At 56.7% G+C, this 20902-nt stretch carries 22 protein-coding genes and 1 pseudogene; 10 read left to right on the top strand and 13 right to left on the bottom strand.

All coding sequences use genetic code 11. The features are described from left to right. Positions 1-241: pseudogene (locus tag WBC85_RS17080) on the bottom strand (signal recognition particle-docking protein FtsY); the annotation flags it as partial. A 117-nt stretch (positions 242-358) separates the two neighbouring features. Between WBC85_RS17080 and WBC85_RS17075 the strand changes: the two are divergent. After that, positions 359-754 carry a hypothetical protein gene (locus WBC85_RS17075; RefSeq protein WP_424440188.1) on the top strand — a complete coding sequence of 132 codons (396 nt, stop codon included), beginning with the start codon at positions 359-361 and terminating at the stop codon, positions 752-754. Here the strand turns inward: WBC85_RS17075 and xseA are convergent. After that, positions 751-2304, bottom strand: a complete 1554-nt coding sequence (gene xseA / locus WBC85_RS17070) for an exodeoxyribonuclease VII large subunit (RefSeq protein ID WP_424440185.1) — start codon at positions 2302-2304, stop codon at positions 751-753. The genes WBC85_RS17075 and xseA overlap by 4 nt on opposite strands. A gap of 81 nt (positions 2305-2385) precedes the next feature. On the opposite strand from xseA, the gene purD reads away from it, so the two are divergent. Then, positions 2386-3648 carry a phosphoribosylamine--glycine ligase gene (gene purD / locus WBC85_RS17065; RefSeq protein ID WP_424440182.1) on the top strand — a complete coding sequence of 421 codons (1263 nt, stop codon included), beginning with the start codon at positions 2386-2388 and terminating at the stop codon, positions 3646-3648. 13 nt (positions 3649-3661) lie between these two features. Here purD and WBC85_RS17060 read toward each other — a convergent pair whose 3' ends face one another. Both WBC85_RS17060 and WBC85_RS17055 read right to left on the bottom strand, forming a co-directional pair. Beyond that, positions 3662-4354: an FG-GAP repeat domain-containing protein gene (locus tag WBC85_RS17060; RefSeq protein ID WP_424440179.1), complete on the bottom strand. Its 693-nt coding sequence runs from the start codon at positions 4352-4354 to the stop codon at positions 3662-3664. Then, positions 4354-4677 carry a 2Fe-2S iron-sulfur cluster-binding protein gene (locus tag WBC85_RS17055; protein WP_424440171.1) on the bottom strand — a complete coding sequence of 108 codons (324 nt, stop codon included), beginning with the start codon at positions 4675-4677 and terminating at the stop codon, positions 4354-4356. Before WBC85_RS17055 ends, WBC85_RS17060 begins: the two co-directional genes overlap by 1 nt. Positions 4678-4867: 190 nt before the next feature. Here WBC85_RS17055 and WBC85_RS17050 point away from each other — a divergent pair, with 190 nt between their 5' ends. Beyond that, positions 4868-5440, top strand: a complete 573-nt coding sequence (locus WBC85_RS17050; RefSeq protein ID WP_424440168.1) for a peptidoglycan-binding domain-containing protein — start codon at positions 4868-4870, stop codon at positions 5438-5440. A 55-nt stretch (positions 5441-5495) separates the two neighbouring features. Here WBC85_RS17050 and WBC85_RS17045 read toward each other — a convergent pair whose 3' ends face one another. The 6 genes from WBC85_RS17045 to rpiA form a co-directional block, all read right to left on the bottom strand. Next, entirely contained in the window at positions 5496-6986 is a 1491-nt protein-coding gene (locus WBC85_RS17045) for a DegQ family serine endoprotease (protein ID WP_424440165.1), read from the bottom strand. A gap of 159 nt (positions 6987-7145) precedes the next feature. Next, the gene (locus tag WBC85_RS17040) at positions 7146-7346 is read right to left on the bottom strand and encodes a DUF2065 domain-containing protein (protein ID WP_424440162.1); all 201 of its coding nucleotides are present in this window, start codon (positions 7344-7346) and stop codon (positions 7146-7148) included. A gap of 4 nt (positions 7347-7350) precedes the next feature. Continuing rightward, positions 7351-8223 carry a protease modulator HflC gene (gene hflC / locus WBC85_RS17035; protein ID WP_424440159.1) on the bottom strand — a complete coding sequence of 291 codons (873 nt, stop codon included), beginning with the start codon at positions 8221-8223 and terminating at the stop codon, positions 7351-7353. Next, entirely contained in the window at positions 8223-9362 is a 1140-nt protein-coding gene (hflK, locus tag WBC85_RS17030; protein ID WP_424440156.1) for an FtsH protease activity modulator HflK, read from the bottom strand. The genes hflC and hflK overlap by 1 nt, the downstream gene beginning before the upstream one ends. Before the next feature lie 72 nt (positions 9363-9434). Further along, on the bottom strand, positions 9435-10793 hold the full coding sequence (gene gor / locus WBC85_RS17025; RefSeq protein WP_424440153.1) for a glutathione-disulfide reductase: 1359 nt from the start codon (positions 10791-10793) through the stop codon (positions 9435-9437). 31 nt (positions 10794-10824) lie between these two features. Further along, the gene (gene rpiA, locus WBC85_RS17020) at positions 10825-11613 is read right to left on the bottom strand and encodes a ribose-5-phosphate isomerase RpiA (protein ID WP_424440150.1); all 789 of its coding nucleotides are present in this window, start codon (positions 11611-11613) and stop codon (positions 10825-10827) included. 156 nt (positions 11614-11769) lie between these two features. Between rpiA and WBC85_RS17015 the strand changes: the two genes are divergently transcribed. Continuing rightward, the gene (locus WBC85_RS17015; RefSeq protein WP_424440147.1) at positions 11770-13143 is read left to right on the top strand and encodes an L-serine ammonia-lyase; all 1374 of its coding nucleotides are present in this window, start codon (positions 11770-11772) and stop codon (positions 13141-13143) included. 109 nt (positions 13144-13252) lie between these two features. After that, positions 13253-14164, top strand: coding sequence for a DMT family transporter (locus WBC85_RS17010; protein ID WP_424440144.1), 912 nt, complete (start codon positions 13253-13255; stop codon positions 14162-14164). On the opposite strand, the gene WBC85_RS17005 is transcribed toward WBC85_RS17010, so the two are convergent. Next, complete coding sequence (locus WBC85_RS17005) at positions 14115-14801, bottom strand: thiamine diphosphokinase (RefSeq protein WP_424440141.1); 687 nt, start codon at positions 14799-14801, stop codon at positions 14115-14117. The two genes, WBC85_RS17010 and WBC85_RS17005, sit on opposite strands and share 50 nt — an antisense overlap. Before the next feature lie 136 nt (positions 14802-14937). Here WBC85_RS17005 and WBC85_RS17000 point away from each other — a divergent pair, with 136 nt between their 5' ends. After that, positions 14938-17067: a hypothetical protein gene (locus tag WBC85_RS17000; protein WP_424440138.1), complete on the top strand. Its 2130-nt coding sequence runs from the start codon at positions 14938-14940 to the stop codon at positions 17065-17067. Between the two features lie 60 nt (positions 17068-17127). Here WBC85_RS17000 and WBC85_RS16995 read toward each other — a convergent pair whose 3' ends face one another. Both WBC85_RS16995 and WBC85_RS16990 read right to left on the bottom strand, forming a co-directional pair. Further along, a complete protein-coding gene (locus tag WBC85_RS16995; protein WP_424440135.1) occupies positions 17128-17370 on the bottom strand; it encodes a DUF2842 domain-containing protein in 243 nt (80 codons plus the stop codon). Next, positions 17370-18665 carry an adenylosuccinate synthase gene (locus tag WBC85_RS16990; RefSeq protein ID WP_424440132.1) on the bottom strand — a complete coding sequence of 432 codons (1296 nt, stop codon included), beginning with the start codon at positions 18663-18665 and terminating at the stop codon, positions 17370-17372. Before WBC85_RS16990 ends, WBC85_RS16995 begins: the two co-directional genes overlap by 1 nt. Positions 18666-18883: 218 nt before the next feature. Here WBC85_RS16990 and WBC85_RS16985 point away from each other — a divergent pair, with 218 nt between their 5' ends. The 4 genes from WBC85_RS16985 to WBC85_RS16970 all read left to right on the top strand — a co-directional run. Further along, positions 18884-19282 (top strand): DUF6524 family protein, encoded by a 399-nt coding sequence (locus tag WBC85_RS16985; protein ID WP_424440129.1) that lies wholly within the window; start codon positions 18884-18886, stop codon positions 19280-19282. After that, the gene (locus WBC85_RS16980) at positions 19275-19757 is read left to right on the top strand and encodes an OsmC family protein (RefSeq protein WP_424440126.1); all 483 of its coding nucleotides are present in this window, start codon (positions 19275-19277) and stop codon (positions 19755-19757) included. Before WBC85_RS16985 ends, WBC85_RS16980 begins: the two co-directional genes overlap by 8 nt. A 63-nt stretch (positions 19758-19820) precedes the next feature. After that, positions 19821-20189, top strand: coding sequence for a preprotein translocase subunit SecG (gene secG, locus WBC85_RS16975; RefSeq protein ID WP_424440123.1), 369 nt, complete (start codon positions 19821-19823; stop codon positions 20187-20189). A gap of 190 nt (positions 20190-20379) precedes the next feature. Further along, positions 20380-20902: CTP synthase (locus WBC85_RS16970; protein WP_424440120.1), on the top strand; the 523-nt coding region annotated here is incomplete at its 3' end.

Below are 20902 nucleotides of genomic sequence, written 5' to 3'. Positions count from 1 at the left end.
CTGGCTCTGGCTCTGGCTCTGGCTCTGGCTCTGGCTCTGGCTCTGGCTCTGGCTCTGGCTCTGGCTCTGGCTCTGGAAGGGCCTCGGCGACGGGGGCAACAGGCGCAAGCACTTCGCTCACTTCGGGTGTTTCTGAGGCGAGTTCCTCCTCGCCGCCATCCTCGACAATCGCTTCTAGCCCTTCTTCCAATTTGGAGGAGGATTTGAACAGTTTGTCTTTAAGCTTTTTGAAAAACGCCATGGGCAGAACTCCGCTAATTGCTTTCACCTAAAGCCGATTGCCTTGATTTGAAAGGGGCGCGTGATTGAAAATGCAGGCCTGATGCCCCAAGTTAAAGGTCCAATCAAAGGAATGCATATGTTGCGAGCTATTTTGACTGCCTGTGTTATCGCTCTTGCCGCGCCGCTTGGAGCGGCGCCGATGGATGCGAGTGCCTTTGAAGCTTACACAAATGGTAGAACGCTCTACTTCAGTGAGGGCGGCGCGGCCTATGGGGCGGAACGCTATTTGCCCAATCGCAAAGTGGAGTGGTCGTTTCTGGACGGACGCTGTAAAACCGGCGAATGGTATCCTGACAATGGTGCCATTTGCTTTGTCTATGAGGATCGCCCTGATCCACAATGCTGGCATTTTGAAAAGACTGCGCGCGGGTTAAAGGCAACCTTTTTAGGCAGCGATCAAAGCACCGAGCTTTATGAAGCCCAGCAAACGGACGAGCCGATGTATTGCATGGGCCCTGATGTGGGGGCCTAGAAAAGCGTGCCTTGATCGTCTTGTGGCGTTGCATCCTTTGCAGGTTTCGTTGCCCGGGCCGTGCCCAGATTGAGGATGCCATCAGCAAACTCGATATCGAGGGCAGGATGCGATTTTGCTGCCTTTTTCGTGGTCAACACCTCGCCTTCAGCGCCGCGCACAACGGCATAGCCGCGAGCCAGCGTTGCCTTGTAGCCAAGGGTCAGACGCAGACGGTCAAGCGCGTCGAGTTTGCGCGCGCGCTGCGTTTGCGCGACATCCGCTGCCTGTTTGAAACGGCGCATCAATGCGTTGAAATCTTGCGTGCGACGTTCGATCTGCGGCGCGAGCGACAGGGCCTCAAAGCGGGCGCTGACTTTCGCAAGATCGTTTTGCGCGGCGCTTTGGCGACGTTCCAGCGCGGGTGCCAAACGCGCGCTGCGGTCAAGCACGCGTTGCGCTGAATTCTGGATTGTGCGGCGCAGCAAGGACGGACGCATCGCACCGGCAGCTTCGCTTAGTTTGGCGCGCCCGCGATCAACCCGCGAGATCAGCGCGCTGGGTAAGCGCGCGGCGGCCAGATCAAGGCGTTGTTGTGCGCCCGCCATCAGCGCATCACTGCGCGGCAAGGCACGGCTGAGATCGCGCAGCTTTTCGCCGCGATAGTTAAGCGCCATGCGCATCGCGCTGATCCGCCTGCTTTCCGTTTCCTCAAGGCGCGCCAAGAGTTCTGCACGCACGGGCACCGCATGTTCAGCCGCTGCCGTCGGAGTGGGCGCGCGCAAATCAGAGGCGAAGTCGATGAGCGTCGTATCGGTTTCGTGCCCGACAGCGGAAATCAGCGGAATGCGAGATGCGGCTGCCGCACGCACAACGATTTCTTCGTTAAAGCCCCAAAGATCCTCGATCGAGCCACCGCCGCGCGCCACGATGATGAGATCGGGGCGCGGCAAGGCACCGCCGCTGCTAAATCCGTTAAACCCGTCAATCGCACGGGCCACTTCGGGTGCGCAGCGCTCGCCTTGCACCGCAACGGGCCAGATCAAAACCTTGCGCGGGAAACGATCGCGCAAACGATGCAGAATATCGCGGATCACAGCGCCCGTGGGCGAGGTAATGACTCCGATAACTTCGGGCAGGAACGGGATTTCTTGTTTGCGCGTAGGATCGAACAACCCTTCCGCGGCCAGTTTCTTTTTACGCTTTTCCAGCATCGCCATCAGCGCGCCTTCGCCCGCAACGGCAACATCCTGCACGTTCATTTGATATTTGGATTGCCCCGGAAACGTGGTCAGGCGACCCGTGGCTATTATCTCCATCCCCTCTTCGGGCATGACGGTCAGGCGCGCGACCTGCCCTTTCCAAGCGGTGCAACCAAGGACCGAGCGATCATCCTTTATGTCGAAATACAAATGCCCCGAGCGCGCATGCACAACGCGGCCCACTTCGCCGCGGATGCGCACGTGATCGAACGTGCCTTCGATGGTGCGTTTCACCGCATTGGATATCTCCGAAACGGTGAATTCCGGCTCATTGGCCCCCTCACGGGGATCGTCGATCAAATCAGACATCCTGCCTCGCTTGTGCATTGCTTGAGCGCAGACTAGAACGCGCGGCAAGGAAGTCCAAGCCACTCAGCGGGAGTAAATGACATGAATATTCTTATCCTTGGTGGCGGGGGCCGCGAACATTCGCTGGCATGGGCGGTTATGCAGAACCCGAAATGCGACAAGCTGATCGTCGCGCCCGGAAATGCGGGCATTGCGCAGATCGCGGATTGCGCGACGTTGGACATTGAAGATGGCAGCGCTGTTGTCGCCTTTGCCGAGGCAGAAGCGATTGATTTTGTCATCGTCGGCCCCGAAGCCCCGCTTGCGGCGGGGGTTTCTGATGATCTGCGCGCCGCTGGCTTTCTGGTGTTCGGTCCGTCCAAGGACGCCGCGCAGCTTGAGGCCTCCAAAGCCTTTACCAAAGAAATCTGTGATGCCGCGCAGGCCCCGACGGCAGGCTATGGCCACTTCGTTGATGCCCAAAGCGCAAAGGCCTACGTGCGCGAACAGGGCGCGCCGATTGTTGTCAAAGCCGACGGATTGGCCGCCGGCAAAGGCGTTGTTGTCGCTATGGATCTGGACGAGGCCTTGCACGCAATTGACGATATGTTCGGCGGTGCCTTTGGCGGCGCTGGCGCCGAGGTGGTGATCGAAGAATTTATGGAGGGCGAAGAAGCCTCCTTCTTTATTCTATGCGATGGAACCAACGTTTTGCCGATCGGCACCGCGCAGGATCACAAGCGCGTTGGCGAGGGCGATACAGGCCCGAATACGGGCGGCATGGGGGCTTACTCCCCTGCCCCGGTTCTAACTGACGAGATCGCGAACCTTGCCTTGGAGCAGATCGTTAAGCCATGCGTTGCTGAAATGGCGAAACGCGGCATGCCCTATCAGGGGGTGCTTTATGCTGGCTTGATGATTAAAGACGGCGCGCCCCGATTGGTCGAATATAACGCGCGCTTCGGCGATCCTGAATGCCAAGCGTTGATGATGCGCCTTGGTGGGCAGGCGCTGGATCTGATGCTGGCAACCGCGCGCACAGAACTGGCCGAAACCAGGGTGAACTGGGCAGATGACCACGCAATGACGGTTGTCATGGCCGCGAACGGCTATCCCGGAGCTTATGAAAAAGGCTCTGTCATCAACGGGCTGGACGCGTTGGTTGAGGACAGTTTCAACATGGTGTTCCACGCGGGCACCGCAGAGCGTGACGGCGCAATTGTTGCCACGGGTGGGCGCGTCTTGAATGTCACTGCGCGCGGCGCAACGCTCGCACAGGCGCATCAGCGGGCTTATGCCATGGTCGACGCGATCAACTGGCCCGGCGGTTTTTTTCGCCGCGATATCGGCTGGCGCGCCCTGTAAGCGCGCCACTGAATTAGTTACAAAGCAGCGCCTCTTGGCTTGAGCTGTAACCTTTGTAGGGACCGATCTCTTGCGTGGTAATACGCCCGTTTTCGAAAGTAGATGACATGATTTTCGACCAATCCGAATTCATGTTAATCATCTCTGGCGTGCCGCATCGACGGACCCCGCCAGAAATCAGCGCATCCCCGATGCGGTGATTGGTGAGGCCTGCCTGATCGAGCACATGTTCGAGAGCGCCATCCTTGAACCGCCAAATGCGCAGCGTTCTGGCAAGATGCGGGCGATCAATATAGGCCAGCTCAATATAACCATCCCCATCGAAATCAGCGGCCCCGACCGGGGCCAGCCAACGATGGGTCTGGCCGATATAGGGCGTCGCTGCAATTAGGCCGCTTTCGTCATAAATCGACAGCCGCGCGCCTTTTGCGATGCTTGTCTCAATAACAACGACCTCGTTGTCACCGTCCAGATCGACGTCCACAAGGCGCGGTGCGATATCTTCAAACACCCGCGTTTCAGGAAGCTTGAGCGTCACACTGCGCCCCGCGTCCGTTGTTAGCACAAGCGTTCCGAATTCAATCGCATCGCCCAAGACACCATGATCGTAACGGGTGGTCGGCGCACTAAAGCGCGCCTCTTTGATTCCGGCCTGCGCAGCGCTGGCGGCACAAAGTGCGACGGCGGCCAGCGCAGCGAACCGCATCAGATTTGTTTTTCTGGCATGTGAACGATCAGGCCATCCAACGCATCCGTCACCTTGACCTGGCAGGTCAGACGCGAGCGCGCCTCGTCAGGTTCGTATGCGAAATCGAGCATATCGACTTCCATATCGTCCTTGGCTGGCAGCTTGTCAGCCCAAGCCGCATCTACATAAACGTGGCATGTGGAGCACGCGCAGGCACCGCCGCAGTCGGCTTCGATGCCGGGAATATTGTTATCGCGGGCGCCTTCCATGACTGTCATGCCATTTGCAACGTCAACAACATGCTCTTTTCCGCCGTGTTCAATGTAGGTGATCTTCGCCATTGTTTTATCCTTCCAAGCCGTTTTCATTTACCTAGCGCTAGAGACGCGCGCGTGCCAGTCCAATTTGCGACATCGCGATCACAGCGTCGCGACGGCATAATTTGAAAACTTCGCACTGTTCCTTTGAGGGGAAACCGATTAATGTCGAGCTTAGATCGCCAGTAAGGCGGCAAGCAGTGAGACAGGCGCAATGCAGCACATCTCCCCCGATTTCCCGCGTTTTGCGGTGATCCGGCGCGCGAGCGGCGTGGTAACGCTATGTCTGCTGACGGCTTGCGCAGCCCCTTATGAGGTCGTAACAAAGGCTGCATTTGAAGAACCTGATCTGGTCTATACGACGTCCACGCCGCCGCCGGGCGCGCAAGAAGGCAGTTGTTGGGGCAAACATGTCACACCTGCCGAAGTCGAAACCGTGACCCATCAGATCCAACTTCAGCCTGCTGAAATCCGCACCGATGGCACGTTGAGCGCGCCTGCGGTCTACAAAACCGAAACCTCGCAGATGATCGTAAAAGAACGTCGCGAACTGTGGTTCGAAACACCCTGCGCACCTGAATTGACGCCCGAATTTGTGTCATCTCTCCAACGCGCCCTAAAAGCACGCGGGCAGTATCGCGGGGCTGTAACTGGCTATATTGATCCGCGCACCCGCGCTGCGATCCGCAAATATCAGGCAGAGCAAGGGCTTGATAGCTCGATCCTGTCATTGGCGGCTGCGCGCAAGCTGGGGCTGATTGCCTACGGCGATCTGGACAACGGATAAAAAAACGCCCGACACAAAGCCGGGCGTTTTCCAAATATCTGTTAAAGTGGGCCGTTTAGTCCTCGTCCAGTGCCAAGGCTACAAAGCGAGGATCACCCGCGCGACGCACCAAGAGCAACAAGGACTTGCGCCCTGCTTCGCGGGCGGCGTCGATCTGTTTGTCCAGATCATCAACGCTTGCCAGTTTTTGCTGACCCGCTTCCGTGATGACGTCCCCAGCGCGCAACCCTTTTTCATAGGCCTTGCTGGTTTCGGTGACATCCTGAACGACAAGACCGCTTGCACCATCGGCCAGATCAAGCTGCTCGCGCAATTCATCCGTGATTTCCGAAACCGTCATGCCAAGAATATCTGTCTTGGCAGGCTCTTGCGGTGTTGCAGGCTGGGAGGCTGGAACAGCGTTTTCTGCTTCTTCGCGGCGTCCAAGGGTGACCTTGAGCGTTTGTGTTTTACCTTCACGGAAAACTACGACGCGTACGGCTTTGCCAACCTCTGTGTTTCCAACTGTGCGCACCAGCGAGCGTGTGTCTTCAACTTCTTTACCGTCAAAGCTCATGATAACGTCGCCTGCTTTGATACCTGCCTCCGCAGAGGGGCCTTCAGGAACGTCCGTCACCAAGGCACCAGCTACTTTTTCAAGGCCAATGGCTTCTGCAACATCTTCGGTCACATCCTGAATACGCACGCCAAGCCAACCACGGCGGGTTTCGCCGAATTCCTTGAGCTGATCTACGACCTTTACAACGACATTGGATGCCATCGAAAAACCGATACCGATAGAACCACCATTGGGGGACAGGATTGCTGTATTCACACCGACCACGTCACCATCCATGTTGAACAACGGACCGCCAGAGTTGCCACGGTTGATCGCCGCATCTGTTTGGATGTAGTCATCATAAGAGCCGCTAAGCGCACGGTTGCGTGCCGAAACGATACCCGCGGAGACAGAAAAGCCCTGCCCCAATGGGTTACCCATCGCCATGACCCAATCGCCAACGCGCGAGATGTCACTATCACCAAAGCTAACGAATGCCAGCGGCGTATCAGCTTCAACCTTTAGCAACGCGATGTCTGTGTTGGGATCGGTTCCGATTACTTTCGCGGGCAGTTCAGCACCCTCGAAAAATTCGATCAGGATTTCGTCGGCACCTTCGATTACGTGGTTGTTTGTGACAACATAGCCGTCCTCGGAAATCACAAAGCCGGAGCCAAGCGCAGATGACTTGCGGGGGCGATTGTTATTGCCCTCACCACCATTGTTGCGATCCTGAAATTCGCGGAAGAAATCCTCGAAAGGTGAGCCTTCGGGAACGACGCCGCGCGGCGCGGTATTGCGTGCGACTGTCGTCGTTGTGGTGATATTCACCACGGCCGGGCTGATTTTCTCTGCAAGATCGGCAAAGCTTTCGGGGGCACCACGTGCAGCGGCGCTAAGGGTTTGAAGCAAAAGAAACACGACGCTAAGACCCATAGCAAAAGCTACCGGGAGCGATTTGCGGGATTCGCGTTGCTGCGTTTGTGAGAGGGCGAGTGCCTGCGACATTGTGAGAAGACCTCCTTCTTGGTCAGAGTCTCTACCAGATCAAGAATGACACTGGTTTTGATGCTCACTCTCTATTTAGGCGCCCTTGGACGCAACGCAAATCTCGTTACAGTGTTTCAAGCGTATGTGAAGATATCGTGAACAAATGCGCGAAATGTGTCAAAGCGCCCCGAGCGCGCGGGCAGCAAGAACAATACACACGCCCAACACCACAACCAAAAGACCAAAGGTGCGGCGCATTTCCAAAGACAGGTTTCGCAGGGCTTCGAGCAGGTCTTCGACAAGCGAAGGGGCCAGTGCGTACACCAGCCCCTCGATTATACAGACCAATCCGATTGCCAATAAGATGTTGGCAATCATGGGCTTACTCTGACTTTGTGTCTGACTTCAGATAGTTAAAGAAGTCACTATCTGGTGAGAGCACCATGGTTGAGTTGTTTGCACCCAATGCGCCGCGATAGGCCTCAAGCGAGCGGTAGAATTCAAAGAACTCCTGATCCGCGCCATAGGCTGCTGCAAAGGTTGCGTTACGTTCGGCATCCGCTTCACCACGGGTGATTTCGCTTTGACGCTTGGCGTCGGACACGATTTCAACCTGCGTTCTGTCCGCCAAAGCGCGCACACGCTGCGCGGCTTCGTTACCACGGGCGATTTCATCCGCTGCCTCACGTTCACGTTCGGCGCGCATACGTGCGAAAGTGGACTCAAGATTGGCGTTCGGCAAATCGGTACGTTTCAGGCGCACGTCGATGACTTCAATGCCAAGGCCACGCGCTTCGGAAATCGCGCCGTTGCGAATGCGCAGCATCAGCGCTGCGCGGTCCGTGCTGAGGATATCGTTCGATGACACCGAACCCAGAATTTCACGCGTTTCAGAGCGCAAGATGCTGTCCAAACGGTTTTCAGCGACAGGAATACCGCCTGCACCAACCGCTTGGCGGAACTGGTTTACATCCGCGATACGATACCGCGCGAAGGCGTCAACCACGAGACGACGATCATCCAGAGGCGTGACTTCGAGCGGGTCGATGTCGCGGCTTAGGATACGGTCATCATAGCGCACAACCTCTTGAATAAGCGGGATTTTGAACGCAAGACCGGGCTCTTCCTTGATATCGACGACGCGGCCGAATTGCAGAACCAGCGCCTTTTCACGCTCGTCCACAATGAAGACGGATGACAAGATCGCAGCAATCGCGATCACGACAATCGGTAGCAGGTACGTTGTTTTACGCATCAGTTGCTCCCTCCAGAGTTTTTACGCAGCTCATTGAGCGGCAGATAGGGAACGACGCCTTGGCCACCTTCGGAATTGCTATCCAAGATGATTTTGTCAACGCGTCCCAGCACTTCCTGCATCGTTTCCAGATAGAGACGCTTGCGGGTCACTTCAGGGGCTTTTTGATACTCGGCAAGAACAGCGGTAAAGCGGGACGCCTCACCCTTTGCTTCGTTAACAACGCGGGCACGATAGCCTTCGGCTTCTTCAAGGACCTGCGCAGCTTCACCGCGCGCTTCGGCCACAATACGGTTCGCATAGGCGTCCGCTTGCTTTTCAAGCTTGTCGCGCTCCTGCTCGGCCGCTTGGACCTCACGGAAGCTGTCGATGACCTGCTGGGGCGGATCGGCTTTGTCAAAGTTGACGCGGATCACGTTCATGCCTGAATCATAGCTATCAAGCGTGTTCTGGATCAGATCGCTCAAGCGTTCGGCAATGCTTGCACGGTCACGGTTCAGAATTGGCGCAAGTTCAGACTGCGCGATGATTTCGCGCATGGCCGATTCAGACACGGCGCGAATTGTCATCTTTGGATCACGCAGGTTGAACAGGAATTTCGCAGGATCGTTGATGTTCCAGACAACCTGAAAATCAATGTCCACGATGTTTTCATCGCCCGTTAGCATCAGACCCGCTTCGGAGCCACGCGCGCCAACGCCGATATCTTCGGTTTGCTCGCGCGTCACGGGAATAACTTCCGCCGTCACGACAGGCCAAGGTGCGAAGTTCAGGCCAGGCTGACCTGTCGCGGAATACTTGCCCAAGAAGAGTTCAACAGACTGCTCTTCCGGCTTTACCGTGTAAAAGCTGGCCATGCCCCAAAGCACGACCGCAGCCAACACACCAAGACCGACCGTTCCGCGTGTGAACGCAGGGCCGCCCTGACCAGAGCCGTTAGCGCCATTTCCGCCACCGCGACCGCCCATCAGGACGCGCAGTTGTTCTTGGCCTTTTTTCATGAGCTCGTCGATTTCGGGGATCTGTGGTCCGTCCCCTTCAGGACGACGACCGCCACCGTTATTACCAGAGCCACGATTATCATCGCCTGACCCATTGTTGCCACCGCCGCCCCATGGGCCGCCGTTGTTACCAGCCATCTAAGCTATTTCCCCTCAATTATCTTCGTTGGACAGTCCTTACAGAGTAAACTGGTCAGGATTGTCAGAATTTCAACCCGTGCGGGTCGGTGTTTTCATTGTGACCAGTTCTTCGGACATTGTTGGATGAACCGCAACCGTGCGATCGAAGTCTTCTTTTGTTGCGCCCATCTTTACCGCGATACCCGCAAGCTGGATCAATTCACCCGCCCCCGGCGCTACGATATGGCATCCTAACACCTTACGTGTCGCTTGGCTTACAATCAATTTCATCAAGACACGCTCGGCCCGGCCTGCAAAGCTTTGCTGCATGGGTTTGAACGAGGTCGAATAAACTTCAATCGGTTCCTGCGCTGCGGCGTCCTCTTCGGAAAGGCCGACAGTGCCCATTTCAGGCTGCGTAAAGATCGCGGTCGGAATCAAATCGTAATCCGGCTTGGTTGGATTGCCTTTGAACACTGTTTCTACAAAGGCCATGCCTTCGCGGATCGCAACCGGCGTCAGGTTTGCACGATCGGTCACGTCGCCCACGGCATAGATCGAAGGGACAGCTGTCTGGGAGTAATCATCAACGATGACTTCGCCCTTGCGCCCAAGCGCGACACCCACTGTTTCCAAACCCATGTCATCAGAATTCGGCGCGCGTCCTGTGGCGAACATCACCTGATCGAACACACGTTCATCGCCGTTTGTCGCTTTGATCCAGATGCCTTCGCCCTCGCGGCGCATTTCCAGAACATTGGTGCCCAGATGCAGATCAACGCCGCGTTGGCACATTTCTTCAGAGACCAGCCCGCGCGCTTCATCATCAAAGCCGCGCAGAATTTGCGCGCCGCGATAGAATTGCGTTGTGGCCACGCCCATGCCGTTCATCACGCCTGCAAATTCAGAAGCGATATAACCTCCACCGACAATCAGCATGGACTTCGGCAGTTCAGGCAAGTGAAAAATCTCGTTCGACGTGATCGCCAGCTCTGCACCTGCAATCTCTGGCTTGACCGGACGTCCGCCCACCGCGATCAGAATATGTTTGGCGGTTTTGCGCGTGCCGTCTGCCAATTCGACCGTGTGCGCATCGGCAATGCGCGCGCGGCTGTCAAAAGTTTCGACACCTGCATTTTTCAACAGCGAACGGTAGACACCTTCAAGACGGTCCAGTTCGGCGTGCATCTTGGATTGGAAGGATTTCCAGCTGAACCCTTTAGACGTCACATCCCAACCATACGCCTGCGCATCTTCCGCCAGTGCGCCATAGCCAGAGGCAAACACCATCAGTTTTTTGGGCACGCAGCCGCGAATGACGCAGGTGCCGCCATAGCGATCCTCTTCCGCCAGTGCGACGCGCGCGCCTGTATCTTGCGCCGCAACGCGCGCAGCCCGAACGCCGCCAGAGCCGCCGCCGATCACAAATAGGTCGTAGTCAAAAGCCATGTGTATTTCCCAAAGTCAGGCGCGTGAGCGCTTAGTCAGCCAGATCTGTGAACAAATTGTCATTTTCGACAAAGTCCAAACGATCATGTTCCACAGTGCCTGTATTTATGTCACGCACCTCGACCTTGCCATCCCCGTGGCCGATCACAACCACGTCACAAATGTCGATGAACAGGCCGTTTTCGACAACGCCCGGCATCTGGTTGATAACCATCGCCAACTGGCGCGCGTTGCCAATGCGCTTGAGGTTCAGATCAAGGATGTGGTTGCCCTCATCCGTAATGAAGGGCGAATCCCCGTTCATACGCAGACTGATTTGACGTCCCAAGACATCCATAGACACCAGCGTTTCTTCTACAAGCGCACGGGTGGTCTGCCAGCCAAACGGGATCACTTCGATAGGTAGCGGAAAGGCACCAAGGTGCTCAACTTCCTTGGCCGCATCGGCGATGACGATCATCTGATCCGAGGCCGTCGCTACGATCTTTTCCTGCAAAAGCGCGCCGCCCCCGCCTTTGATGAGATTGAGATCACCGTCAAATTCGTCCGCACCGTCGATAGTGACATCAAGCCAACGGGCCTCGTCGAGCGAAATAACTTCGATACCGACCTCGCGCGCCAATTGCGCCGTGCGGGTCGATGTCGGGACGCCGCGAATGCGCAGTCCATCGTCGCGCACCATTTCACCAAGGCATCGCACCAACCATGCGGCGGTCGATCCGGTTCCAAGACCCACCCGCATTCCGTCTTCTACGAAAGCAGCAGCGCGCTTGGCGGCCACGAACTTTGCTTTATCAATGGGGGACAATTCTCCGGTCATGTTCATTCGACTCCTTGGCAGCTTGCGCCCTTATAAACACAGCTTGGACGGGGCGCGAGAGCGGAATGTCGCTTTTCAACGTCGCGAGCACAGCTGTTCAGCGTAAAGAACAGGGATGAGCCCTATAAACGTCCAGCAATAAGGCGGCACCGTTATATGTTTCTTTCGGTTTTTGATATGTTCAAGGTGGGTATTGGCCCGTCGTCATCCCATACGATGGGGCCCATGGTGGCTGCCGCCCGCTTTCTGGATGATCTGCGTGCATCGCCCTTTGAATTCGCGGGTGTGAGAGCATCGCTGCATGGCTCATTGGCTTTCACGGGCGTCGGTCACGCAACCGACCGCGCCACAATTCTTGGCCTGGCTGGGTTTCAGCCTGATACCTATGACGCAGCAAAGGCCGATGCAGCCTTCGCAGAGATTGTGCGCACGAAAAGCGTGTCGCCTGAAGGGCTTGGCACGCTGGCCTTTGATCCCAGAACAGACCTGAAATTCGATTTCGGCCCGAACCTGCCCGGCCATGCCAATGGCATGATCCTGATGGGAACAGACGCACAAGGCGATGTCATCAAACAGGAAACCTATTATTCCATTGGCGGTGGATTTGTTATGACCGAGGCCGAATTGGCCGCTGGCAAAGACACCGATGAGGGTGCGCCAGTCCCCTTCCCGTTCAAGACTGCCGCAGAAATGTTGGAGATGGCCAAGGCCGCTGGCAAAAGCATCGCGGAAATGAAACGCGCGAATGAGATTTCGCGTGGCTGCACCGAAAGCCTGCGATCTGGTACGGCCCGCATCTGGCAGGTGATGAACGCCTGCATCGACAAGGGGCTGACCCACGATGGCATCTTGCCCGGCGGTCTATCGGTAAAACGCCGCGCCAAGGCGATCCATGATGCATTGCTAGCCGAACGCGGTATGAACTTGAACGCCCCGCATACGATCAACGATTGGATGAGCGTCTATGCTATGGCGGTCAATGAAGAGAACGCCGCCGGTGGTCAGGTGGTGACAGCCCCGACCAACGGGGCCGCTGGCGTCGTGCCCGCCACGATCCGCTATTATCTGGATCATGTGCCCGGCGCGACGGAAAGCAAGGTCGAGGAATTCCTGCTGACCGCCGCCGCGATTGGCGGGTTGGTCAAGTTCAACGCCTCTATTTCTGGTGCCGAAGCAGGATGTCAGGCCGAAGTCGGCAGCGCTGCGGCAATGGCGGCGGCGGGGCTTTGCGCGGTCTTGGGCGGGACCCCTGCGCAGGTGGAGAACGCTGCCGAAATCGCGCTGGAACATCATTTGGGCATGACCTGTGATCCGGTCAAAGGGCTGGTGCAAGTGCCCTGCATCGAACGCAACGGGCTTGGCGCGATCAAAGCGGTATCTGCCGCCTCGCTTGCCCTGCGCGGGGATGGCACGCACTTGGTGCCCTTGGATGCTTGCATCGAAACCATGCGCCAGACAGGTGCGGATATGAGCGAAAAATATAAGGAAACCTCGCTTGGTGGCTTGGCCGTTAATATTCCGAATTGTTGAGCGGCAGCACGGCGCTCATGCGTTCTCCCTTGAGCGCACGGCGAAACCTGACGCCACGGCACCCAGAACCGAGTTTGCCTTTCTAAACAGCGCTCAATAGCCTGAAGCAATGACACCTGATCGCCCCCTGCTTGGCATATTGTTGATGCTTGGATTTTGCGTCCTTGCACCGCTTGGTGATGCATTGGCAAAGATCATCGGGCAAACGGTTCCGCTGGGTGTGCTTTTGCTCGCGCGCTTTGGTGTGCAGGGGCTGTTGTTGTTTCCGATTGTCCTGACAACGCGGCGAAACTGGCGCTTGTCTGGTCGTGTTCTCAGGCTCGCTTGGTTGCGCACCGCGCTGCACATCGTTGGAATTGGCGCGATGTTCACCGCTTTGCGCTATCTGCCGCTTGCCGATGCTGTGGCGATTGCTTTTGTCATGCCCTTCATAATGCTCGTGTTAGGGCACTATGTTCTAAGGGAAGAGATTGGCATCCGCCGTATCATTGCCTGCGGCGTAGGCTTTCTGGGCACCTTGCTTGTAATACAGCCTGCGTTTAGCTCTGTTGGCTGGCCGGCCTTGCTACCGCTTGTTGTTGCCATCGTCTTTTCGCTCTTCATGATCGTGACGCGTCAGATCGCAAAGGAAACTGACCCGATTGGGCTGCAATGCGTTAACGGATTTATGGCGGTTGCGATTTTACTGCCGGTCATGGTGATTTTTCGTGGTAGCGAAATTGAGCTCTTTCAAATGAAAGCACCTATTGGCGGCGAATGCGTGATGTTGATTACGATCGGCGTGATCGGCACCTTTGCACATCTACTGATGACATGGTCGCTGCGCTTTGCGCCATCAGCCACGCTGGCCCCGATGCAATATCTGGAAATTCCGTTCGCGACCTTCATCGGCTGGCTGGTTTTCAAAGAGCTGCCCAATTCGCTTGCCGCGGTCGGGATCGCGATAACAATCTTGTCAGGACTTTACATCGTCATGCGCGAGCGGGCCACGAGCCGGTTGAACCAAGTAACGCCCCCATAACGTCCTCAAGACAGGATGCTGGCAATATGCACAGCAACCCCGGTGCATCGGTTTCAAGATGTAGGGGGCCTGTTGCCTCGTTGGACGTGCCGATGCGTTGCCCCGGGGCCAGATCGAGCGCATCAAAGGACCATTTTAGGCCCTGCGCGCGCGCAACCACTGCGGACATCGGAAAGAGCGAAACAGGTGTCCCCTTTTCCAAAGGCAGATCAAGGTTCGGCGGACAAAGAAAGATCAACTCATCGTGCCCGAGCAAGACGCAGCGCTGTTCTGCAAAGCGTAAAAGAGTATGCAGCGCCGCAAGCTGATGATCCAGCCGCCCGCCCAGAAATCCAAGCCCGAGAACAACAGGCGCGCCTATACGCATTAGGCATTTCTCGAAATCTGTGCTGTCTTGTTCGTCGATTGTGTGGATAGCCTTGTCGGGTAAGGACGCCTTCAATTCGCCTGAAAGCGAATCCATATCTCCTATGACGGCTTCGGGAATGCAGCCATGCTGCACCGCATGTGCAGCCCCGCCGTCCGCCGCCACCACTGTGGGTGCCAAGGCAAGTGCCCGCGAAAACCCGTCTTCGGGCAGTTCAGCCCCGCCGAGCAACGTAATAGGTTCCAATTTGAGAACAATTTTAGAAATCACGCGGAATTAACACCTTTTTGGGAAACAGATCACATTTGGAACACGAAATGATACCCTCAGAGTCACAGATTCGTGCCGCTTTGGCCCATAGGGGTAAGTTACAAACAACGCTGAAATTAAGTAAAGCGAGTAGATCATGGTAAATACGAGCAAAGTTCTCACCGTCTCATACGGGACTTTTTCCTGTACGTTGGAAGGGTTCGACGATTCGTTTGGAACGATGAAAGCCATTGCCGAGTATTTCCGCGATTTGGCTGCGGATGACCGTTACTTTGGCGCGGAACCACCCACTCCTGACGCCGAAATGCTGGCCCGCATTGCCGAACGCGAAGTTTCGCGCCGCGTGGAAGCGCATAGCGACGGTGGCAAAATCGTGCTGCGCACGACCATGCCTGCCACCAGCGCGGAACTGCTGGATGCGCCAATCACTGAGAATGCAGAAATAGCGCAAGACGCGGCGCAGGCCACGGTTGATGCGCGCGATGATACCGACGCAATTGAACGCGCCAAGGCAGAAGCGCTTGCAAAAGCCGAGGCAGACGCCCTTGCAGAGGCGGCGGCAAAAGCGGAGGCCCGTATAGCAGAAGAAGCCCGCCTTGCAGAACAAGCCGAGATCGAAGCGCGCGCCGAAGAAGAGCGTGTCGCGCTCGAAGCCTCAGATCGCCAAGCGAAACGCGCCGCCAAACGCGCGCGCATTGCAGAAGAAAAAGCTGCCGAAGAGGAAGCTATGCGTATTGCTGCGCAAGCGGAAGCGGAAGCGGAAGCAGCAGCCGCAGCTGAAGAACAAGCCGAACTTGAAGCCGAACGCGCAGCAGAAGAAGAAGCCCAGCGCGAAGCGAAGGCAAAAGCCGAAGCCAAAGCGCAAGCTGCCGCAGCGGCGGCAAAGCAGGCAGAACAAGAGGACGGTGATTCCGTTGCTGCGAAACTCGCACGCATCCGCGCTGTTGTCGGACAGCCTGCGCCGACAGCACAGGTCGCTGATTTCTCGGAAGACGAGCATGCTGATGACATCATGCAAGGCCAGCCCGGCGACACGGACCTAGAGGATTTGCTAGAGGAGGATGTCAAAGCCGAAGCCTCGCCAGAGGACACGATTTCGGGCGTCATGTCCCGCCTTGCAGCAGACATCGACGATACAGATGAAGCCGAAGCTGAAGCTGCGCCGCTGATTCTGGATCAAGCGATTGAAGAAATCGCCGCAGAGCCAGAAGCAGCCAAGGCCCCGATCCGCGCCCGCGTCATCAAGATGAAGCGCAAAGAGTTTGAAGCAGCTATTGCAAGCGGAGATCTTGAAGAAGAAATCGACGAGGATGCCGACAACGCGCCAGGCGCGGAACTTGACGCGCAGCCCATCGTCGACAACAGCAGCCTGTCTGCTGACGATGAAGATGAGCTGGCTCGCGAATTGGCCGCAGTCGAAGCAGAATTGGCCGGCTTGCCCGTAGAAGAGCCCGCAGCCGTTCTGGAAGAGGACTACGACGACGAATACGACGCCTATGAAGAGGTTCAAGACGAGAGCCAGATCGAGCAAACGCTTCGAGCCACAGAAGAGCTGGCCAGCGCGCCGGACGCGGAAATGGATCGCTTGATGTCTCAGGCCAGCTCGGAACTGGAAGAGCCCGATGGCAAAAAGCGCCGCAACGCGCTTGGTCATTTGCGCGCCGCCGTTGCTGCGGCCCGTGCGGACAAATCAGCTAGACCGAATGAAGAGCTGGTTGATGATACGCTGGAATATCGCGACGATCTGGAGAGCGCTGTTCAACCGCGCCGCCCGGTGCGCCGTTTGAGCAACGAGCTGAATACATCCACATCAGCGCGCCCTCCGCTCAAACTTGTGGCTGAGCAACGCATTGACACACCCGCGCCCAGCACTAGTGTCGCAGCTTCGCAAACGCCGCAGCCTGTGCGCCCGCGCCGTATCAAAGTTGAGGATGCCGCCGCTGCCCCGCAGCAACACGCTTCAGAACTAGCGCCAGAGGGTGGAAGTTTTGCAGAGTTTGCTGAAGAAATGGGTGCGACAGAGCTTCCTGATCTGCTCGAAGCAGCTGCCGCCTACATGGCTTATATCGAAGGCAAGGATCAATTCTCGCGGCCTCAGTTGATGACAAAGGTGCGCATGGTCCAAGAAGAAAACTACTCGCGAGAGGACGGCCTGCGCTCGTTCGGCCAGCTTCTGCGTCAGGGCAAAATCGAGAAGATCAGCGGCGGTCGCTTTACCGTTTCCGACCGGATCAGCTTCAAGCCCGATGCACGCGCTGCGGGTTAACCTTTGTGACGTACGAGTAACGGCGGCGGCTTCCTGTCAGGAGCCGCCGCCATTTTTATATCAGCGATCGTTTTGTGACGCATCAGGATCGGCTTGGCCGATCCCCATAAAGACTTTCTTGAACGGGAAGACCCAGATCACCCCCAAGAAGACGTAGATCGCAAATTCGGCCCACATTGGCGGGCGGCCAAAATAGCTGAATGCTGCTGCAACCAATCCAATCGCTAGCAGGATATAGAGCGGCATACCAAGCAGCAAAATGATTAATGCCCAGCGGCGGCGTGCTTTATAAGACAGGGCCATCAGTCCTCGAACGGGTCAGTGACAAGGATCGTGTCCTCGCGTTCTGGCGAAGTAGAAACAAGCGCAGCAGGACAATCAATCAACTCTTCGATCCGGCGCACATATTTGATCGCATTCGCAGGCAGATCCGCCCATGAACGCGCACCTTCAGTGCTTTCGCTCCAGCCCGGCATTTCTTCATAGATCGGCGTGCAGCGCGTCTGATGGTCCGCAGCCGTCGGCAGATAGTCAATGCGCGCGCCGTCCAGCATGTAACCAACGCAGATTTTCAACGTCTCGAATCCATCCAGAACATCCAGCTTTGTAAGGGAAATCCCAGTCACGCCCGAGGTCGCACAGGTCTGGCGCACCAAAGCGGCATCGAACCAGCCACAACGACGCTTGCGCCCCGTGACAGTACCAAATTCGCGGCCCCGCTCGCCAAGGCGCTGACCGTCATCGTCGTCCAATTCAGTCGGAAACGGGCCTTCGCCAACACGCGTTGTGTAGGCTTTCACGATGCCCAGAACATAATCAATCGAGCCGGGACCAACGCCAACGCCTGTCGCCGCCTGCCCTGCAATCACGTTAGACGAGGTCACAAACGGGTATGTGCCAAAGTCGATATCGAGCAGCGCGCCCTGCGCCCCTTCAAACAATATCCGCTCGCCGCGTTTCTTGCGCTCGTTCAGCACTTTCCAAACAGGGGCGGCATATTTCAGAATCTCCGGCGCAATCTCGACAAGCTGCGCGATCAAGGCGTCGCGATCAATCGGCTCGATCCCAAGACCTTTGCGCAAAGGATCATGGTGCTGCAATGCGCGATCAACGCGCGCTTCCAGCGTTGCCAGATCGCCCAAATCGGCCACGCGCACAGAGCGGCGCCCGACCTTGTCTTCATAGGCTGGCCCGATGCCGCGCCCTGTGGTGCCGATCTTCGTTCCGCTCGACGCCGCCTCTTCACGCGCGCGATCCAACTCGCCATGGATTGGCAGGATAAGCGGCGTATTTTCTGCAATCATCAAGGTTTCAGGCGTAATTTCAACGCCTTGCTTCACAATCGACGCGATCTCTTTGACCAGGTGCCAAGGATCCAAAACAACGCCATTGCCGATCACCGACAATTTCCCGCCGCGCACAACGCCAGAGGGCAGCGCGTTCAGTTTGAACACTTCACCGTCAATCACCAGCGTGTGGCCCGCGTTATGGCCCCCTTGAAAACGCGCGATCACGTCAGCCCGCTCAGAGAGCCAATCGACAATCTTGCCTTTACCTTCGTCGCCCCACTGAGCGCCGACAACAACCACATTTGCCATACGAGTGACCTTTCCCATTGCGTCAAACCCGCGCCCGTATAGTCCGCGCCCCGGATAAGCGAAACACCTATTTCGCCGCAGCGCCCCTAAAATGCATGCGCCTTTGCTTCATTTTGCCAAATAAACTCTCCCCGAAGGGCCGCTCAAAACCTGCGCCTAGGCTCTGGACAGCAGCCAGCGCATGCGCAAAGCATGGGGCAACATCAAGAGGGCCTATCATGATCCGTATCGCTATCCGCTGGCTTGTTGCCTTTGTTTTACTTGCTGCAACCTACAACCCGACCCAGTTTAACTGGGTGCGTTGGTCCGTAAACAATTACGCCGATCAATTGCCCATGATCGTTCTAAGCGGGCTGATCCTGCTTATTGGTTACATTATCTATATGCGTGCGACGCTGCGCTCTATCGGACCATTTGGCATGGCGCTTGTGCTTGCCCTGGTCGCTGCTTTGCTTTGGGTGCTTTATGATTTCGGCTGGCTTAGCCTGGAAAATCAGGCGGTGAATCTGTGGTTAGGGTTGATCGCGCTTAGTCTGGTGCTGGGAATCGGTCTTAGCTGGTCGCACATTCGCCGCGCGCTTTCCGGGCAGGCAGATATGGATGACGTAGATGAGTAAGCTGCATGATTTCGACGCGACAGTCCGCTGGACAGGCAATACAGGTCGCGGCACCGCGAGTTACAAAAGCTACACCCGTGATTGGACGCTGGAGAGCGCGGGCAAACCCGGTATCGCATGTTCCAACGATCCAATGCTTGGCGGTGACCCTGCGCTATATAATCCCGAGGACATGCTCATAGCGGCGTTGAGTTCCTGTCATATGTTGTGGTTTTTGCATCTGGCATCGGATGCAGGGCTCACTATACATTCCTACCGCGATGATCCTGTTGGCACAGGCGAAAGCCTGCCTGACGGAACCGGGCGTTTTGTGCGCGCGCTTTTGCGGCCCAAGATCGGGCTTTTGCCCGGAAACGACACTGCGCTTGCAGATGAAATCCATGGACGCATTCACAATCATTGCTTCATTGCGCGCTCAGTGAATTTCCCCATTGAGATCGCCGCCAGCTATTTTGACTGCTCTGGCCCTGATTGACGGGTTGCACGGCACGCTGTGATTGCCTAGATAGCACGCTGTACCACTAACGCGCAGGCACCCATGGAAAACGTCGTTCTGATCATTCACCTCCTTTTGGCTTTGTCATTGATCGGCGTCGTTCTGATGCAACGTTCCGAAGGGGGCGGGCTTGGAATGGGCGGCGGCGGTGGCGGCGCTATGTCTGGCCGCGCAGCAGCGACTGCGCTTGGCAAGGTGACATGGATTTTGGCGATTGCCTTCATCATTACCTCGATCACGCTGACAATCATTGCAGCGCAGAAATCTGCGGGTAGCTCGGTTCTGGACCGTCTTGGCGATGCGCCAGCGGCGGCAGAAGAAACGGCACCTGCCTCTGGTTTGGGTGAAGGCACTGATCTGCTGCCACCAAGCGCGGATGACAATGCACCGCTGGTGCCACGCGCCGACTAATTCTACCAGCTTTTGATAGCGTTAAGGCTGCCGCAACATCATCTAGCGGCTGCCTTGCGAATCTTAGACAAATCCTGTAACGCTCAAATCCCGTGAGTATCGGCATTCGAGCGATGCTGACCACATGAAATTTGACCCCTTTTGCGCAGCCCACTTCGCGCAGTTTGGTCCTCACGGGAGCGCTATGCACATGGCCAGATTTATCTTTATTACCGGCGGCGTTGTGTCCTCCCTTGGCAAAGGTCTCGCCTCTGCCGCGCTTGGTTCTTTGTTGCAAGCCCGTGGCTTTTCCGTGCGCCTGCGCAAGCTTGATCCCTATCTGAACGTAGATCCCGGCACGATGAGCCCGTTCGAGCATGGCGAGGTTTTTGTCACCGATGACGGCGCCGAGACCGATCTGGATCTGGGCCATTACGAACGCTTCACAGGGGTGTCTGCCCGCAAGACTGATTCCGTCTCGTCGGGCCGCATCTACTCCACCGTGCTGGAGAAAGAACGCCGCGGCGATTATCTGGGCAAAACCATTCAGGTGATCCCGCATGTGACCAATGAAATCAAAGACTTCATCGCAATTGGCGATGATGAGGTTGATTTCATGCTCTGCGAAATCGGTGGCACCGTGGGTGACATCGAAGGTCTGCCCTTCTTCGAGGCGATCCGCCAGTTTTCCCATGACAAACCGCGCGGCCAGTGCATTTTCATGCATCTGACCC

Origin of the sequence: Planktotalea sp. (assembly GCF_049680325.1) — a bacterium.
Taxonomy (GTDB): Bacteria; Pseudomonadota; Alphaproteobacteria; order Rhodobacterales; family Rhodobacteraceae; genus Planktotalea.
This window is presented reverse-complemented; position numbering and strand designations above follow the sequence as displayed.

Excerpts from the sequence above, each read along its gene's own strand:
- rpiA (WP_424440150.1), bottom strand. The coding sequence starts at position 11,613 with ATGACCGGAGAATTGTCCCCCATTGATAAAGCAAAGTTCGTGGCCGCC.
- xseA (WP_424440185.1), bottom strand. The coding sequence starts at position 2,304 with ATGTCTGATTTGATCGACGATCCCCGTGAGGGGGCCAATGAGCCGGAA.
- WBC85_RS17010 (WP_424440144.1), top strand. The coding sequence starts at position 13,253 with ATGACACCTGATCGCCCCCTGCTTGGCATATTGTTGATGCTTGGATTT.
- gor (WP_424440153.1), bottom strand. The coding sequence starts at position 10,793 with ATGGCTTTTGACTACGACCTATTTGTGATCGGCGGCGGCTCTGGCGGC.
- WBC85_RS16990 (WP_424440132.1), bottom strand. The coding sequence starts at position 18,665 with ATGGCAAATGTGGTTGTTGTCGGCGCTCAGTGGGGCGACGAAGGTAAA.
- WBC85_RS17015 (WP_424440147.1), top strand. The coding sequence starts at position 11,770 with ATGTTTCTTTCGGTTTTTGATATGTTCAAGGTGGGTATTGGCCCGTCG.
- WBC85_RS16985 (WP_424440129.1), top strand. The coding sequence starts at position 18,884 with ATGATCCGTATCGCTATCCGCTGGCTTGTTGCCTTTGTTTTACTTGCT.
- WBC85_RS17040 (WP_424440162.1), bottom strand. The coding sequence starts at position 7,346 with ATGATTGCCAACATCTTATTGGCAATCGGATTGGTCTGTATAATCGAG.
- purD (WP_424440182.1), top strand. The coding sequence starts at position 2,386 with ATGAATATTCTTATCCTTGGTGGCGGGGGCCGCGAACATTCGCTGGCA.
- WBC85_RS17050 (WP_424440168.1), top strand. The coding sequence starts at position 4,868 with ATGCAGCACATCTCCCCCGATTTCCCGCGTTTTGCGGTGATCCGGCGC.
- secG (WP_424440123.1), top strand. The coding sequence starts at position 19,821 with ATGGAAAACGTCGTTCTGATCATTCACCTCCTTTTGGCTTTGTCATTG.
- WBC85_RS17000 (WP_424440138.1), top strand. The coding sequence starts at position 14,938 with ATGGTAAATACGAGCAAAGTTCTCACCGTCTCATACGGGACTTTTTCC.
- WBC85_RS16980 (WP_424440126.1), top strand. The coding sequence starts at position 19,275 with ATGAGTAAGCTGCATGATTTCGACGCGACAGTCCGCTGGACAGGCAAT.
- WBC85_RS16995 (WP_424440135.1), bottom strand. The coding sequence starts at position 17,370 with ATGGCCCTGTCTTATAAAGCACGCCGCCGCTGGGCATTAATCATTTTG.
- hflK (WP_424440156.1), bottom strand. The coding sequence starts at position 9,362 with ATGGCTGGTAACAACGGCGGCCCATGGGGCGGCGGTGGCAACAATGGG.
- WBC85_RS17075 (WP_424440188.1), top strand. The coding sequence starts at position 359 with ATGTTGCGAGCTATTTTGACTGCCTGTGTTATCGCTCTTGCCGCGCCG.
- WBC85_RS17045 (WP_424440165.1), bottom strand. The coding sequence starts at position 6,986 with ATGTCGCAGGCACTCGCCCTCTCACAAACGCAGCAACGCGAATCCCGC.
- WBC85_RS17060 (WP_424440179.1), bottom strand. The coding sequence starts at position 4,354 with ATGCGGTTCGCTGCGCTGGCCGCCGTCGCACTTTGTGCCGCCAGCGCT.
- hflC (WP_424440159.1), bottom strand. The coding sequence starts at position 8,223 with ATGCGTAAAACAACGTACCTGCTACCGATTGTCGTGATCGCGATTGCT.
- WBC85_RS17055 (WP_424440171.1), bottom strand. The coding sequence starts at position 4,677 with ATGGCGAAGATCACCTACATTGAACACGGCGGAAAAGAGCATGTTGTT.